The sequence below is a fragment of the Sandaracinus amylolyticus genome, from assembly GCF_000737325.1.
GTDB lineage: Bacteria > Myxococcota_A > Polyangia > Polyangiales > Sandaracinaceae > Sandaracinus > Sandaracinus amylolyticus.
In genome coordinates this window covers 7,422,763-7,438,022 of the sequence record NZ_CP011125.1, presented here as the reverse complement: position 1 = coordinate 7,438,022, position 15,260 = coordinate 7,422,763, and the positions used below count along the sequence as shown (strand labels likewise).

13 protein-coding genes are annotated in these 15,260 nt (G+C 73.1%); 9 read left to right on the top strand and 4 right to left on the bottom strand.

Features of this window, described 5'->3' with window-relative positions; all coding sequences use genetic code 11:
• Positions 1–232: 232 nt before the first annotated feature.
• The 6 genes from DB32_RS31480 (at position 233) to rimK (ending at position 7,595) form a co-directional block, all read left to right on the top strand.
• Positions 233–1,954: a lamin tail domain-containing protein gene (locus tag DB32_RS31480; RefSeq protein WP_083458008.1), complete on the top strand. Its 1,722-nt coding sequence runs from the start codon at positions 233–235 to the stop codon at positions 1,952–1,954.
• A gap of 40 nt (positions 1,955–1,994) precedes the next feature.
• On the top strand, positions 1,995–2,597 hold the full coding sequence (locus tag DB32_RS31475; protein WP_053236350.1) for a 2-hydroxychromene-2-carboxylate isomerase: 603 nt from the start codon (positions 1,995–1,997) through the stop codon (positions 2,595–2,597).
• Positions 2,598–2,626: 29 nt separating this feature from the next.
• Positions 2,627–3,892: an RCC1 domain-containing protein gene (locus tag DB32_RS31470; protein ID WP_169791618.1), complete on the top strand. Its 1,266-nt coding sequence runs from the start codon at positions 2,627–2,629 to the stop codon at positions 3,890–3,892.
• Between the two features lie 48 nt (positions 3,893–3,940).
• Positions 3,941–5,683 carry a tetratricopeptide repeat protein gene (locus DB32_RS31465; protein ID WP_053236348.1) on the top strand — a complete coding sequence of 581 codons (1,743 nt, stop codon included), beginning with the start codon at positions 3,941–3,943 and terminating at the stop codon, positions 5,681–5,683.
• A 42-nt stretch (positions 5,684–5,725) separates the two neighbouring features.
• A complete protein-coding gene (locus DB32_RS31460) occupies positions 5,726–6,343 on the top strand; it encodes a hypothetical protein (protein WP_053236347.1) in 618 nt (205 codons plus the stop codon).
• Between the two features lie 70 nt (positions 6,344–6,413).
• The gene (rimK, locus tag DB32_RS31455; protein ID WP_053236346.1) at positions 6,414–7,595 is read left to right on the top strand and encodes a 30S ribosomal protein S6--L-glutamate ligase; all 1,182 of its coding nucleotides are present in this window, start codon (positions 6,414–6,416) and stop codon (positions 7,593–7,595) included.
• Positions 7,596–7,711: 116 nt separating this feature from the next.
• Here rimK and DB32_RS31450 read toward each other — a convergent pair whose 3' ends face one another.
• The 4 genes from DB32_RS31450 to DB32_RS31435 all read right to left on the bottom strand — a co-directional run bounded on the left by DB32_RS31450 (position 7,712) and on the right by DB32_RS31435 (position 11,859).
• A complete protein-coding gene (locus DB32_RS31450; protein WP_157069607.1) occupies positions 7,712–8,665 on the bottom strand; it encodes a tetratricopeptide repeat protein in 954 nt (317 codons plus the stop codon).
• Between the two features lie 415 nt (positions 8,666–9,080).
• Entirely contained in the window at positions 9,081–9,755 is a 675-nt protein-coding gene (locus DB32_RS31445; protein ID WP_053236344.1) for a hypothetical protein, read from the bottom strand.
• A gap of 31 nt (positions 9,756–9,786) precedes the next feature.
• Complete coding sequence (locus DB32_RS31440; RefSeq protein ID WP_053236343.1) at positions 9,787–11,424, bottom strand: C2 domain-containing protein; 1,638 nt, start codon at positions 11,422–11,424, stop codon at positions 9,787–9,789.
• Between the two features lie 66 nt (positions 11,425–11,490).
• Positions 11,491–11,859 (bottom strand): hypothetical protein, encoded by a 369-nt coding sequence (locus DB32_RS31435; RefSeq protein ID WP_053236342.1) that lies wholly within the window; start codon positions 11,857–11,859, stop codon positions 11,491–11,493.
• 135 nt (positions 11,860–11,994) lie between these two features.
• Here DB32_RS31435 and DB32_RS31430 point away from each other — a divergent pair, with 135 nt between their 5' ends.
• The 3 genes from DB32_RS31430 to DB32_RS31420 are packed head-to-tail and all read left to right on the top strand — an operon-like array spanning position 11,995 to position 15,240.
• Positions 11,995–13,986: a YgiQ family radical SAM protein gene (locus DB32_RS31430; protein ID WP_083458005.1), complete on the top strand. Its 1,992-nt coding sequence runs from the start codon at positions 11,995–11,997 to the stop codon at positions 13,984–13,986.
• 12 nt (positions 13,987–13,998) lie between these two features.
• Positions 13,999–14,289, top strand: coding sequence for a hypothetical protein (locus tag DB32_RS31425; protein WP_053236341.1), 291 nt, complete (start codon positions 13,999–14,001; stop codon positions 14,287–14,289).
• A gap of 33 nt (positions 14,290–14,322) precedes the next feature.
• Positions 14,323–15,240, top strand: coding sequence for a methyltransferase (locus DB32_RS31420; protein WP_053236340.1), 918 nt, complete (start codon positions 14,323–14,325; stop codon positions 15,238–15,240).
• Positions 15,241–15,260: the final 20 nt, after the last annotated feature.

Genomic DNA, 15,260 nt, shown 5'->3' with positions numbered 1-15,260 from the left:
GGCGCCGCCTTCGTCGTTCCGTCGCCTCGGCTGAGTCGCGTGAGAGCGGCGAACGCGCGGCGAGCTCGAAGCGGGCACTCAACGGATCGCTCCGGGCGCCGAGATTGCCGTGCGTTGCGATGACGCCGGCTCGCTCACCGTGTCGAGCGTCTCCCGCTTGCGACCGGAGCGTGCGTGTCGACGTCTTCCGCATGCGCGGCGGCTCTCACGAGCTGCGCGGGAGGACTTCGTGATGGGGCGGATGGTCGGGCGCGCGGCGATGATCGCCGCGGCGCTGGTGGTCGTGGCTTGTGGTGACGACGACGACGGCTCGATGGGCGGCGTCGACGCGGGACGCGCCGATGCGTCGACGCCGAGCGATGCGTCGACTCCATTCGACGCGGGCGAGGACGAGCTCGACGCGCACGTCGACGACGACGACGCGTCCACCGTCGCCGACGCATCGAGCGACGATGCTTCCATCGACGACGACGCGTCGACCGGCGACGCGGGGACGAGCGATGCGGGCGCCGATGCCTCCGTGCCCACCGACGACGCCGGCCTGACCGAGTCGGCGCGCGCCATCCTCGCGCTCCGCGCGTCGAACGGCACCCTCGCGTCGCCGCAGTACCTCGACACCGTGCAGATCACCTACGTGCTGCCGCCCTTCGGCGACGATCCCGGCGGCGTGTTCGTGCAGCACGAGCTGCTCGGCCCCGCGGTCTTCCTCGCGATCGATCCCACGACGCTCGGCGAGACGCCGGTGCGCGGCGCGTACGCGTCGTTCTCCGCGACCGAGACCGCGGTCGTCGACGGACAGCACCGCGTCACCGCGATCGTGCCCGGCTCGTTCCAGTCGGGCGACACGCCCGTCCCCGGCTTCCTCGCGGAGCCCCAGGACATCACCGCGATCGACGTGCCCGCCGAGCTCGACGACCTCGAGAGCGAGCTCACGCGCAACCGAGTCAGCGTCGTCTCCGACTACGTCGACTGCGGCCTCGATCACTGGTGCGCCGACATCACCACGGCGGGCGTGCCGACCGCGAGCCCGACGACCTATCGCTTCCGCACCGTGCAGTCGGTCATCGAGGCGTACGGGCTCCAGCGCCGCTGCTACCAGGAGATCGACCTCACGCCGCTCTGGCGCTTCGACGCGCAGGCGCAGACCTCGGCGTGGTCGCCCGACGACTTCGCGGACATCGCGTGCCCGCTCGTCCGCGTGATCGGCGCGGTCGCGCTCGACGCGACGACGATCGCCGTCGTGTTCGACGCGCCGCTCGACCCCGCGACCGTCACCGCCGCGGACTTCACGGTCACCGGCGCGACCGTCTCGAGCGTCGCGGTGAGCGGCTACGTCGCGACGCTGACCACGAGCGCGATGGCGCGCGCCTCGATGCACACGGTCTCCGTCACCGGCGTGCAGGACGTGCTCGGCATCGACATCACGGCATCCGCGTCGGCCGATCTCGTGGTGCCGCCCGCGTCGAACCGCCCGAACGGCGCCGGCCAGGTCGTGATCACCGAGATCATGCTCAACCCGTCGGGCGGCACCGAGACCGGCCGCGAGTGGATCGAGCTCTCGAACCCGAGCACCACCGAGCCGCGCGTGCTCACCGGGTGCGTGCTCCGCGACGCGGCGGGCATGCACACGCTCGGCGCGCTCACGATCCCCGCGAACGGCCGCGTCACGCTCGCGAGCAGCGCCGATCCCGGCTTCACCGAGAGCTACGTCTACTCGGGCATCACGCTCGGGAACACCGGCGACTCGGTCGTCGTCGAGTGCGACGGGGTCGAGATCGATCGCGTCGACTACGACGGCGACTTCCAGTCGCGCGACGGGTACTCGCTGAGCCTCGACCCCGATCTGCGCACCGCGTTCCACGACGATCTCACGACGAGCTGGTGCACCTCCGTCGCGACCTACGCCGCGATGGACCACGGCACGCCCGGCGCCGCGAACGAAGAGTGTCGCTGAGGCTCGACCGATCGCTCGTCGCCGCGTCATCATCGCGGCGATGAGCGATCGAGTGATCGAGTTCTTCTTCGACGTCGGCTCTCCGTACACGTACCTCGCGGCCACGCAGGTCACGGCCATCGAGGCGCGCACCGGCGTTCGGGTGCGACACCGCCCCTTCCTGCTCGGCGGCGTGTTCAAGGCCACCGGCAACACGCCGCCCGCGCAGGTCGCCTCGCGCGGGCGATGGATGGTGCAGGACCTCGGTCGCTGGGCCGCGAAGTACGGCGTGCCGTTCGCGATCGCGTCGCGCTTCCCGCTCAACACGCTCGCCACGCAGCGCGTGCTCGCGGCGGCCGAGCGCACCGGGGGTGAGGCCGCGGTGCGCGCGCTCGCGCTCCCGCTCTTCCGCGCGTTCTGGGTCGAGGATCGCGACGTGTCGTCGCCCGCCGTGCTCGTCGAGGTCGCGAACGCGTGTGGGCTCGACGGCACGATGCTCGTCGAGTCCGCGAACGCGCCCGAGACGAAGGAGCTGCTGCGCGCGAGCACCGAAGAAGCCGTCGCGCGCGGCGCGTTCGGCGCGCCGAGCTTCTTCGTCGGCGATCAGCTCTTCTTCGGCAACGACCGCATCGGCCACCTCGAGGATCTGCTCGCATCGCACTGATCGGGACGGGACGTGCGCGGGGTATCCTCGTGGCCAGGGTGCCCCCACACGCGCGATCGCTCGTGTTGCTCGCCGCCGCGTCGCTCGCCGTCGCGTGCGGCCGCGTCGGGTACGACCCGCTCTGCACGCCGTTCCCGTTCGACGCCGGCGATCCGTCGCTCGACGGCAGCGCGCCGCGCGACGCACGCGACCCCGACCTCGACGCGGCGCTCGATCCCGACGCTGCGACGCTCGTGCCCGGCACGCTGAGCGTCAGCGCCGGCGAGGATCACACCTGCGCGGTGCGCGACGGCCGCGTCTTCTGCTGGGGCAACGGCGAGAACGGCGAGCTCGGCGTCGCCTCGCTCCTGCTCACGACGACGCCCGAAGAGGTCGCGCTGCCCGCGCTCGCCGCGTGGGTCGGCGCCGCGAGCGAGCACACGTGCGCGCTGACGGTCGCGGGCGAGACGTACTGCTGGGGCCGCAACGACTTCGGGCAGCTCGGCGAGAACGGCGCGTCGAGCATCGCCGACGTCCCCACGACGCCGGTCGTGTCGCTCGCGAGCCCGACCGATCTCGACGTGGGTGGCCGGCACTCGGCTGCGGTGCGGGTGACGTCGCGCGTCGTCTCCTGGGGCGACAACGGCTCGGGCCAGCTCGGCGACGGCACCAGCGCAGGCGCGCGCTTCGCGCCCGTCGACACGCGCTTCAACGCGATCGACGTCGATGCGGGCGATGCGCACACGTGTGCCATCCGCATGGATCGCACGCTGCGCTGCTGGGGCTCGAACACGTACGGTCAGCTCGGCGACGGCAGCGGCCGCGACCAGAATTCGCCGGTCACCGTGCCCGACATGACCTCGGTGACCGCGGTGTCCGCGGGGGGCCGCCACACCTGCGCGATCACCGGCGATCGCGGCGCGTTCTGCTGGGGCGCCGGCGATCTCGGGCAGCTGAGCGACGGCGAGCCGCCCTCGAGCACCCCCGGGCCCACGCCCGTGCTCGCGCTGCCGGAGCCCGCCGTCGAGATCGCCGCGGGTGGCCTCCACACCTGCGCGCGCGCCGCGAGCGGTGCCGTCTACTGCTGGGGCGACAACGCCACCGGTCAGCTCGGCGACGGCTCGACCACCGAGCGCCACGCCCCGGTGCGCGTGACCGGCCTGCCCGTCGCGGCCTCGCTCTCCCTCGGCGCGTCGCACTCCTGCGCGACCACGACCGACGGTCGCGTCTTCTGCTGGGGCGACGGCGCGGACGGTCGGCTCGGCGACGGAGGCACCTCGGTGCGCACCGCGCCCGTCGAGATCGATCTGCCCTGACGCGTCGCGGCTTGCGCCCGAGCCGCGCGAATTCTAAGCGGTTCCGCGATGCGCTACGTCTGCCTGAACTGCGGCCACCGCTGGGATCTCGAGGACGGCAAGGAGGACAAGAAGGTCCGCTGCCCCTCGTGCATGCGCGTCACCGGCATCGAGAAGGTGACCGACGCGAAGCCCGCGACGTCGGCGCGCAACCCGTGGCTCGTGCCCGGGATCGTCGTCGTGCTGCTCGCGGCGATCGGCGGCGGGTACGCGATGTGGCGCGCGAGCGCGCCGCGCGAGGTGGGCGAGGACGTCCCCGAGCGCCCGCTCGAGCGCGACGAGCTCGTCGGTCATCTGCGCCGCCTGCGCGTCGACGCGCGCGGCGTCGTCGATCTCCTCGCGGCCGACGAGGGCGTCGAGGAATTCGCGGAGCGCGCCACCGAGGGACGCCGCAGCGCCACCGAGATGGCGGAGGGCGTGTACGAGGCGATCCGCGCGCGCGCATCGCAGCACGCGTTCTCGCGGTGGTCGCTCGGCGTCCCGCGCGAGACCCCGGTCGCCGACGCGGGCGCGGTGCGCTCGTGGATCCGCGAGGACGGATCGCGCCGTCGCCTCTACCCGCTCGAGGCCGCTGCGCTGATGGTCGCCGCGCTGCGCAGCCGCGGCGTGGACGCGATGCTCGCCGAGACCTGGGCGTTCCCCGGCGATCCCTCGCCGCCCGATCCCTCCGGGCACTTCGGGTACTACGTCGCCGCGGTCTACGAGAACGAAGCCGGGCAGGGCGAGCCGCGCATCTTCGATCCCTGGGGCGGCCACGAGGTCGCGCCCGAGGCTGACGACGTGCGCGTCATGACCGACCTCGAGGCGCTCGGCGCGGCGCTCACCGTGCGCGCGATCCACCTGCTGGTGCGCGAGAGCGATCCGGCGCGCGCGATGGAGGTCTCGCGCGACGCGCTGCGCCTCGATCCCCGCTCGCCCACGACGCGCTCGGTGCGCGGCGCGATCCTGCTCGTGTCCGGCGCCGCCAGCGAGGGCGTCGCGGAGCTCGAGTCGGCCAAGCAGATCCGCGCCGACGCGCCGCGCCACCAGCTCGTCGCGGGCGTGCTGCTCGCGCAGGGCGACGTCGAGGGCGCGCAGCGCGAGCTGAACGAGGCGCTCGAGATCGCGCCCGAGTACGCCGCCGCGCGCGCCGCGCTCGCCGCGGTGCACCTCGCGCAGAGCGAGCCCGACCTCGCGCGCGAGGAGCTCGAGCGCGCGCAGCGCATCGATCCCGACCTGCACACGCTGCCCGGCCTCTGGGCCGGCTACTACGCGACCACCGGCGACCTCGAGAGCGCAGTGCAGAGCGCGCGCTCCGCGGTCGAGCGCAACCCCTCGGACCTCCAGACGCGCCTCATGGCCGCGCGCGTGTATCGCCAGGCCGCGCGCTACGACGACATGCGCCGCGAAGCGCGCGAGGTGATGGAGCGCGTGCCCTCGGCGCAGCGCTCGGACATGGAGACGCTCATCCGCCGCCTGCTCGGCCCGACCGCGCTCGAGTCGCCGCTCGACGAGGAAGAAGAAGCGCTCGAGGACGAGGAAGAGGAGGGCGACGACGACTACGAGCTCGGCGGCACCTCGCTCCGCCTCGGCGGCGCGGAGGGCGCGCCGGGCGCCGAGCGCGGCGGTCCGAGCCTGCTCGACGAGCAGGGCGAGCTCGCGCCTTCGGGCGGCGGCGAGGACGGTCCCTTGCTCATGCTCGGCGATCCGTCGAGACTCCGTCTCGGGGGCGGCGGCGAGAGCGACCGACTGCGGCTCGATCTGCAGGAGTGACCTGACGCGCCCGGCCCCGGGACCCATGGAGCGGAGGCGCACATGAGTGACGGAGGATTCACGCCGCTCACGCCCATCGGCGGGCCGAGCCTCGAGCAGGAAGAGAAAGCGCTGCGCAGCGGCCGCGGCCGCATGCTCGCGGCGATGATCGTCGCGGTGCTCGCGGCGGGCGCGGGATTCGCGTGGTTCGTGTCGTCGTCGGGCCCGAGCGAGTACGGCCAGCTCGGGCGCCAGATCAACGGCATGCGCGCCGAGCACTTCGACGCGTTCTGGGCGTGCGCCCTGCCGCGCGAGGATCTGCGCGACCTGCGCAACGATCAGCAGCTCCGCAGCGAGATCGCCGAGCGCGCGGCCCAGCCCCGCGCGTACGCGCAGCACGTGCGTGGTCAGTGCATGGTGCACCTCGACGAGCACCTGCCCCCGCTCGACGCGCTCATCCTCCCCGACGACCTGCAGCCCGGCGTGCGCGACCTGCGCACCGCGGTCGAAGCACAGCGCAGCGCGTGGAGCGCGTTCCTCGCGCGCCTCGATCAGACCGAGGGCGGCTTCGTCGCCGAGGACGCCGAGGACGAGCTCACCGCGATCGCGCGCGGCTGGTACGAGTACAAGGTCGCGCACAGCGCGATCAACGACGTGCTGCGCGCCCACATCGACGACTGAACCGGAGCGCTCGTCCCGCGGAACGGTCACGCCTGCGTCACTCGCCCGCGCTAGCCTGAGCCCTTCACGAATGCGCATCGCCATCCTCTCCCGCGCGCGCGGCTGTTACAGCACGCGTCGCCTCCGCGAGGCGTGCCTCGCGCGCGGCCACGAGACGAAGGTGCTCGACACGCTTCGCTTCTCGATGGCCGTCGAGCAGGGCCAGCCCGAGCTCTACTACAAGGAGCGGCGCCTCTCGCGCTACGACGCGGTCATCCCGCGCATCGGCGCGTCGATCACGTTCTACGGCACCGCCGTGGTCCGGCAGTTCGAGCAGATGGGCGTCTTCACGCTCAACGGCTCGCACGCGATCACCGTCGCGCGCGACAAGCTGCGCGCGCTGCAGGTGCTCTCGCGCCACAACGTCGGCTTCCCCGCGACCACCTTCGTGCGCCACCGCGACGACCTCCTGCCCGCGATCGATCGCCTCGGCGGCGGCCCCGTCGTCGTGAAGATGCTCGAGGGCACGCAGGGCATGGGCGTGATCCTCGCGGACAGCCGTCGCGTCGCGCAGACGATCGTCGAGACGCTCCAGAGCGCGCGGCAGAACGTGCTCATCCAGCGCTTCGTCGCGGAGAGCCGCGGCCGCGACGTGCGCGCGTTCGTCGTCGGCGGGCGCGTGGTCGCGGCGATGCGGCGCATCGCGCAGGGCGACGAGTTCCGCAGCAACGTGCACCGCGGCGGGCGCACCGAGACGATCCAGATCGATCCCGACTACGAGCGCACCGCGATCCGCGCCGCGCAGATCATGGGCCTGCGCGTCGCGGGCGTGGACATGCTGGAGTCGAAGGACGGCCCGCTGGTGCTCGAGATCAACTCGTCGCCGGGCCTCCAGGGCATCGAGGCCACGACGAAGATCGACGTCGCGGGCGCGATCGTCGAGCACATCGAGGAGCAGGTCCTCTTCCCCGAGGTCGACCTCAAGCAGCGCCTCACGCTCGACAAGGGCTACGGCGTGAGCGAGTTCCCGATCACCCCGGGCAGCGAGCTCGCGGGCCGCACCCTCGCGGAGGCGAAGCTCCAGGAGCGCGACGTCCGCGTGCTCTCGGTCCAGCGCGGCAGCCTCGTGATCCCGAACCCGCGCGGCACGACGCGCCTCTACGCGGGCGACGTCGTGCTCTGCTTCGGCAAGCTCATCGCGCTCAAGCACCTCATCCCGCGCGACGCCCGCCGCGGCCCCCGCGGCCAAGAACCGAGCGCCCCCGAAGCGTGATCACGCCCCGCTCGTGAACGCGCTCGTGTTCGTGAACGTGGTCGTGATCGTGGTCGTGGTCGTGGTCGTGGTCGTGGTCGTGCCCGCTCCCCGTGCCCGCTCCGCGCGCCCGATCCTCACGCCCCGAAGAGCGCCCGCCCACTCGCGAAGACCACCCGCGCCGGCCCTCGGTCCTCCCCGAGCACCTTCACGTCCTCGACCGCGATCGCGCTGCGCAGCGACGACGGCTCGAGCGCGCGCGCGAGCGCCACGGCGTGCGCCTCGTCGTGCGCCCGTACCTCGAACACCCGCAGGTAGCCCTCGATCTCGACGGGCGCGTCGGGCGGGCGCGGCGCGGAGATCGTCACGCGGTAGCGCACGCGCGCCTCGGGCGCGGGCAGCAGCGCGAGCGCGTCGATCACCTCGCTGCGCATCGCGAGGCCCTCGACCGCGCGCTCGATCGCCCCGCGCACCTCGTCCTCGCCCCGCCCCGCGCGGGCGCGCGCCAGCGCGTCGAACGCCGCGAGCGCGGCGCGCCCGTCCACGTCGTCCTTCGCGAGCGACGAGCTCACCGCGCGCACCAGCGAGATCGCGTCGTCGGCGCGCCCGAGCCGCGCCAGCGCGTCGATCGCGACCCGCAGCGCGTCGAGCGTGAACGGCGGCGTCGCAGGGTCCTCGAGCACGCTCTCCGCGTCCGCGAGCGCGCCGCCGACGTCCCCGCCGCGCATGCGCGCGACCGCGCGGTTGTAGCGGACCGAGCTCACCCACACGCCCTCGCACCGCAGCGCCGCGTCGAGCGCCTCGAGCGCGCGATCGAGCCGCCCGAGCTCCGAGCACAGCGTGCCGAGCAGCTGCTGCAGCGACCACGCGCCCGGCGCGAGCCCCACGCCCTCCTCGAGCACGCGCACCGCGCCCTCGAGGTCGCCCTCGGCGCGCGCGGCGAGCGCCTCGATCTCGAAGGCGCCCGACCAGCGCATCCCGCGCAGCTGTCGCGCGATCTCGCGCGCCCCCGCGAGGTCGCGCCCGTCGATGCGGGCGAGCGCCTCCTCGTGCAGGCGCTGCGCCTCGTCTTCCCGGGTCCCGAAGAACATCGCGGACACCTACGGCGCCGCGGGCCGCCGCGCACGTGTCCTCGAACGAGGACCGCTCGCCCCGGCGAGGCAGCCTCGGCGGCGAATTCGGCGCGCGCGGGCCCGGCGAGGCGGCCTCGGCGGCGAATTCGGCGCGCGCAGCCCCGTCGAGGCGGCCTCGGCGGCGAATTCGGCGCGCGCAGCCCCGTCGAGGCGGCCTCGGCGGTGAATTCGACGCGCGCGGGCCCGTCGAGGCGGCCTCGGCGGCGCATTCGATGCGCGCGGGCCCGTCGAGGCGGCCTCGGCGCTGAATTCGACGCGCGCGGGCCCGTCGAGGCGGCCTCGGCGCTGAATTCGACGCGCGCGGGCCCGTCGAGGCGGCCTCGGCGGTGAATTCGACGCGCGCGGGCCCGTCGAGGCGGCTCGGGCGCCGGGCTCAGTCCTCGACGGGTGCGTCGGGGCGGCGTGGCTTCGTGCGCTGCACCTCGGCGAGGTCGTCGAACACCAGCGGCATGAGGTGCTCCTTGCCGTGGTGGCGCAGCACGCCCTCGACGAGACGCTTGTTCGCGACGTAGGTCGCGAGCCAGTCGGCGCGCGCCTTCTCGAGCTCGGGCGTCAGGTTCGCCTGGGCCGTCCTGCCGGCGCGCTGCGCGTCGCGCTGCGCGACCGCGATCGCGTGCGCCGCGCGCAGCTCCTCGAGCCAGGTCGCCGCGCCGGGGATCGGCCCGGCGGCGATCGGCGTCAGCTGCGCGATCATGTGCTCGAGCGCGCCGACCAGCTTCGACAGTCGGCGCTTCGCGATCGTCGACGGCTTCGCGCCCGCGAAGAACGTCGCGGGATCGAGCGGCCGGCCCTTGAGCGATCCGAGCCAGCTCGCGAAGCGCGCGATCGTGTCCGTCGCCTGCGCGACCTCCAGCGGGTCCGCGCGCGAGCTGCCCATCTGCGCGAGCAGCCGCTCGACGTTCGCGTTCTGCTCTTCCTGCAGCTCGATCGCGCGCTCGATCGCGCTCGCCCACCCGCGGTGCAGCGGAAGGACCTGGGCGCGCATCTCGTCACAAGCCACGCCGCCGTAGGTCACGCACTCGATCGGATCGATGTATGTGTCTGCCACGTCTGCCTCCCCGGGGCGGAGGCTACACGAGCTACTGCACCGGCTGCACGCGCACGCGCAGGGTGCCCATCGTGCGCGGCACCGTGTCCTGCGAGCGCAGCTCGAGGCTGATCTCGCCGCCGCTCGCGGGGATCTGTCCGGGCGCGAGATCGACCACGCCGATCAGCTCGTCGCTCCCGACGTCGTCGTCGTAGACCGAGAAGCGCAGCGGGAGATCCTCGGGGCGGAACGCGCCGGGCAGCCACGCGTCGAGCGGGACCTCGTGGCGATCGCTCGCGGCCTCGGTGCGCTGCACCTCGCGCTGTCCGGGGATCGACACGACGATCACGTAGGGGTCGGGCTCGCCGCCGATCATGTCCCAGCGGCTGCCGGTCGCGCTCTGGGGCGAGACGGTCAGCGCGGTCATCTGGATGCGCACCGGGTGCGCGGTCGCGGTCGTCGTGGTGGGGGTCGTCGTTCCGGTCGCGACGGTGGGGCCGGTCGCGGCCTGCTGGGCGCGCGCGGTCGCGGTCGGTGCGTCGGCGGGCGTGACGCGCACGCGCATGCGCGCGGGCAGCGTCGCGCCGTCGCGCGTCGTGACGAGCAGGAGCGTCGGGCACCCGAGCGCGGGCACCACGGCGCGCTGGGCGCTGCCCGCGTGGGCGAACTCCATCACGCGCGTGCCGCGCGGAGGCGTGGGCTGCGCGCCCTGGAGCATCTGGTCGTAGAAGCGCTCGAACTCGGGCGCGCAGATCGCCTCGACGATCAGCCCCTCGCCCTCTTCGAGCTCGAGGTCGAGCGCCTGCGGTCCGCGCCCGTCGAGCACCGGGCCGATCACGTCGAGCCCGCTCGGCCAGAGCTGCATGCGCTGGTTCACCGACCACGTGACGCCCGCCTCGGCCTCGTAGGGGCGCACCGGGACCTGACCGCGCGCGAGCGCGCCGACCATGAAGTCCATCTGCTCGTTGTCCATCGCGAACGTCACGGTGAAGCCGCTGCCGAAGCGCTCGCGGAGGCGCTGGCTGCCCTCGTCCGCGACCTGCTGCTGCGCGCGCGCGCTCGCCGAGCTGCCGGTGAGCTCGAGGAGCCCGCCGAGCATGCCGCTCATCACGTTCGTGGCCTCCGCCTGCACGAGGCCGCGCGGGGTGACCGCGGCGGTCACGTCGGCGTCGGGGCGCATCCAGATCGTCGCGATGCGATGCGGGCGATCGTAGGCGACCTCCATCGTCGCGCGGAACGCGGCGGTCGCGTCGAAGCGCAGGTACTGGCGGACGCGGAAGCCCATCGACTCGCGGTCGACCCAGGTCCATCCGGTGCCGGCGATCGAGAGGCTCAGGCGGTCGCCGTCGACGCTCGCGCTGCACTCGCGGATCCACCAGCGACCGACGGTGGGATCGCTGCCCGAGGCCGGCCCGGTGGTGCCGCCGTCGCCGGGAAGACCGACGAACGATCCGCGCAGCGACTCACAGAGGCGCGGCGCGATGACGTCGACGAGCAACACGGCGACGTCGTCGCCCGAGCCGGTCGCGGCGCCCGCGGAGCTCTCACCGCCGCTGCTCGAGACGGTGCTCCCGCCGCCCTCGCCGCCGCTTGGCTCCGATGCGCCGCCGGCCCCTGCCGCGCCTGCGCCACCGCACGCGGCGGCGAGCGAGAGACACACACCCAAGAACGCGATCTGCACCCTGCGCATGGCCGACGAGTGTAGACGAGACGCGAGCGTCTCTCGCCGGCATTCCCGCGGGCAGACGTGCGTGCGTCAGGCGGCGTGGGGCGCGCGGATGGGCGCTTGCGGCGCGCCGATGGGTGAATGTGCGGCTTCCTCCGCGAGCGTGCGACCGAGCTGCTCCGCGATCGACGGGCGCGACTCCGCGCGCACCGAGCCGTGGATGCGAATGATCACACGACGTCCCGCGAGCTCGATCACGACCTCGTGCCCGCCGTCGCAGCCGTAGACGCGCAGGTTCGCGACCGCGTTCTTCGGGTACCAGCCGCGCGCGATCAGGCGATCCTCGAGCCGCATCCAGTCGACGTGCGCTGGCAGCGAGCCGATCCAGCGATCCGAAGAGACCGTGTACGGGTCGGGCCCGAAACCGAGGGCCTCCCGCCAACCGAGGTGGGACTCCATGTGCTGACCCCTCCGCGTCGAACGCGCGTGTCCGAGCCGCGTTCGCCCCATCTATACACGCGGTCCCCGTTTCCAAACGGATCTCCGTCGAGATCGTCTCTGCTCGCATCCCCTGCTACGGTGCCCCCCTCGCTCATGGGCGACTTCGTCCAGCTCCGCCGGAACCGCAACGCCTCCGGGCTCGCGCGTGATCTCCGCTCGTTCCTGCCGACCACGCGCGAGGAGATGGAGGCGCGCGGCTGGGACCAGCTCGACGTGCTCATCGTCAACGGCGACGCGTACGTCGATCACCCGGCGTTCGGCGGCGCGCTGATCGGACGGTTCCTCGAGGCGCGCGGCTACCGCGTCGGGATGATCGCGCAGCCGCGATGGGACTCTCCCGACGACGTGCTGCGCATGGGCGCGCCGCGGCTGTTCGTCGGGATCACGGCGGGCAACCTCGACTCGATGCTGAACAAGCTGACCGCGCAGAAGAAGGTGCGGTCGGAGGATCAGTACTCGCCGGGCGGGCGCACCGGCGCGCGCCCGAACCGCGCGACGATCGTCTATTCGAACCTCGTGCGTCAGGCGATGCCGGGCGTGCCGATCGTGATCGGCGGCATCGAGGCGTCGCTGCGGCGGATCGCGCACTACGACTACTGGAGCGACAAGGTCCGCCGCTCGATCCTGCTCGACGCGAAGGCGGACCTGCTGATCTTCGGCATGGGCGAGCGGCCCGTGTGGGAGGTCGCGGATCGACTGCGCGACGGCAAGCGCATCGAGGAGATCCGGGACGTGCGCGGGACCGCGTACGTGCTCGGCAAGGGCGAATGGGAAGAGCTGCCGAAGAGCCGCTACACGCGCGACGGCAAGGTGCTCTTCCTGCCGGGCTACGAGGACGTCGAGGGCACGGGCGACGAGAGCAAGCGCGCGTTCGCGGAGATGTCGCGCGCGTTCCAGCACGAGACGAACCCCGGCAACGGGCGCCGCATGGTGCAGCCGCACGGCGTGCAGGCGGTCTACTACAACCCGCCCGCCGAGCCGCTCGACACGGCGCTGATGGACGAGCTCTACGACCTTCCGTTCGCGCGGCGCGCGCACTGGTCGTACGAGGAGCCGATCCCCGCGTTCGAGACCGTGAAGCACTCGATCGTGACGATGCGAGGCTGCTTCGGGGGCTGCACGTTCTGCTCGATCACCGAGCACGAGGGGCGCGTCATCCAGTGGCGCTCGAGCGACTCGATCCTCCGCGAGGTGCGCGCGCTGCGCCGCATGGACGGGTTCCGCGGCGTGATCAGCGACGTGGGCGGGCCCACCGCGAACATGTACGCGATGAAGTGCAAGGACGAGGCGATCGAGCGCTCGTGCCGTCGCCTGTCGTGCGTGCATCCGGGCGTCTGCGAGAACCTGGTCACGGATCACGCGCCGCTCGTCGATCTCCTGCGCAAGGTGCGCAAGGAGAAGGGCATCAAGAAGGTCTTCGTCGCGAGCGGCGTGCGCTACGACCTCGCGGAGCGCAGCCCCGAGTTCGTCGAGGAGCTGGCGCGTCATCACACCGGCGGGCAGCTCAGCGTCGCGCCCGAGCACGTCGACGAGGACGTGCTCGACAAGATGAAGAAGCCGGGCGCCGAGTCCTACGAGAAGTTCGCCGACATGTTCGCGTGCGCGAGCGAGAGCGCGGGCAAGGACCAGCACCTCGTCCCCTACTACATCAGCGGTCATCCGGGCTCGACGCTGCAGTCGATGATCGCGCTCGCGACGTACCTGAAGAAGCGCGGCATCCGCCCGCGCCAGGTGCAGGACTTCATCCCGACGCCGATGTCGATGGCGACGGCGATGTACTGGACGGGCCTCGACCCGTTCACGCGCGAGCCCGTGTACACGGCGAAGGATCTGCGCGACAAGCGCAAGCAGAAGGCGCTCTTGCTGTACTGGGATCCCCAGCACCACGACCTCGCGCGCGAGGCGCTGATCGAAGCGGGACGGCGCGACCTGATCGGCGCCGACGCGCGCGCGCTGGTGCCCCCGGCGCACGGCAAGGGATCGCTGTCGATCCATGCGAAGAAGCGCGCGGCCGGCGGGCCGCGGCCGCAGGGCAGGGTGGGGCGCCGCGGCGGCGGTGTGCCGCGCCCCGGCGCGCCGCGCTGAGAGAACGGACGCTTGGACCTCGTCCTCCGGATGTTCGAGACCGGGCGCGCGCTCGCTCAGCTCGCGCCCGTGTTCCGCGTGCTCATCCCGCTGGTCGGGTTCGTCGGCAGCGGGATCCTGTTCGCGTGGGGCGTGATGGGCCTCTTGAACCAGCGCACGTTCGCGCTCGCGCGCCGGGGCGCGGGCGGGCGCGTGCACGGAGTGCCCGCGATGATCGTCGGCGCGCTCTACCTCGCGATCTCGATCGTGCTCGTGGTGATCCTCGCGCCGCTGAGCGCGGGGCTCGTCGTCGGGCCGCGTTGACGCGGCGCGGACGCGGAACGATCTGACTCGCTCGTGGACGCACGCGAGGAGGCGCTCGTCGCGCTCGGAGGCGCGCTGCGCGCGGCGGGATATCGCTTCGAGACCGTGACGCCCGCGACCCACGCGCGCGTGGTCGCGCGCCCTTCGATGCGCGATGCGCGCGACCTCCGCGGCGCGCTCGGATGGAGCCTGCCCTTCGCGCCCGACGTGGTGCCCGAGGCGATCCTCGCGCACCTGCGCGACGCGGACGCGCTCGAGACGCTCGACGACGGACGGCTGCGCGCGCGGGTGCGCGTCTCCACGCTCGGCGAGCACGTCTTCGTGCACTCCGCGTATCCCACGCGCGATCGCGACGCGGTGTTCTTCGGGCCCGACACCCACCGCTTCGCGCGACTGCTCACGCGCGTGCGAAGACCCGTCGAGCGCGCGCTCGACCTCGGCTGCGGCACGGGCGCGGGCGGCATCGTGCTCGCGGGCGCGGCGCGCGAGGTGGTGCTCTCGGACGTCAGCGAACGAGCGCTGTCGCACGCGCGGGTGAACGTCGCGATCGCGGGCATCACGCACGCGTCGATCGTCCGCGCCGATCTGTTCGACGGCGTCGCCGGGCGCTTCGACGTGATCGCGGCGAACCCGCCGTACCTCGTCGACGACGCGCACCGCACGTATCGCGACGGAGGCGATGCGCTCGGCACCGCGCTCGCCGCGCGCATCGTGCGCGAGGCGATCCCGCGGCTGACGCGCGGCGGACGCCTCGTGCTCTACACCGGCGTGCCGATCGTCGACGGACGCGACGTGCTGTGCGACGCGGTGGTGCCCGCGCTGCGGGCGGCGGGCGCGCACGTCGAGCGCGACGAGATCGATCCCGACGTGTTCGGCGAGGAGCTCGAGCGCGACGTGTACGAATCCGTCGAGCGCATCGCCGCGATCGCGCTGATCGCCACGATGCCGTGACGCCGCACGCCCGCTGGGGC

Excerpts from the sequence above, each read along its gene's own strand:
- DB32_RS31480 (WP_083458008.1), top strand. The coding sequence starts at position 233 with ATGGGGCGGATGGTCGGGCGCGCGGCGATGATCGCCGCGGCGCTGGTG.
- DB32_RS31475 (WP_053236350.1), top strand. The coding sequence starts at position 1,995 with ATGAGCGATCGAGTGATCGAGTTCTTCTTCGACGTCGGCTCTCCGTAC.
- DB32_RS31465 (WP_053236348.1), top strand. The coding sequence starts at position 3,941 with ATGCGCTACGTCTGCCTGAACTGCGGCCACCGCTGGGATCTCGAGGAC.
- DB32_RS31460 (WP_053236347.1), top strand. The coding sequence starts at position 5,726 with ATGAGTGACGGAGGATTCACGCCGCTCACGCCCATCGGCGGGCCGAGC.
- rimK (WP_053236346.1), top strand. The coding sequence starts at position 6,414 with ATGCGCATCGCCATCCTCTCCCGCGCGCGCGGCTGTTACAGCACGCGT.
- DB32_RS31450 (WP_157069607.1), bottom strand. The coding sequence starts at position 8,665 with ATGTTCTTCGGGACCCGGGAAGACGAGGCGCAGCGCCTGCACGAGGAG.
- DB32_RS31440 (WP_053236343.1), bottom strand. The coding sequence starts at position 11,424 with ATGCGCAGGGTGCAGATCGCGTTCTTGGGTGTGTGTCTCTCGCTCGCC.
- DB32_RS31435 (WP_053236342.1), bottom strand. The coding sequence starts at position 11,859 with ATGGAGTCCCACCTCGGTTGGCGGGAGGCCCTCGGTTTCGGGCCCGAC.
- DB32_RS31430 (WP_083458005.1), top strand. The coding sequence starts at position 11,995 with ATGGGCGACTTCGTCCAGCTCCGCCGGAACCGCAACGCCTCCGGGCTC.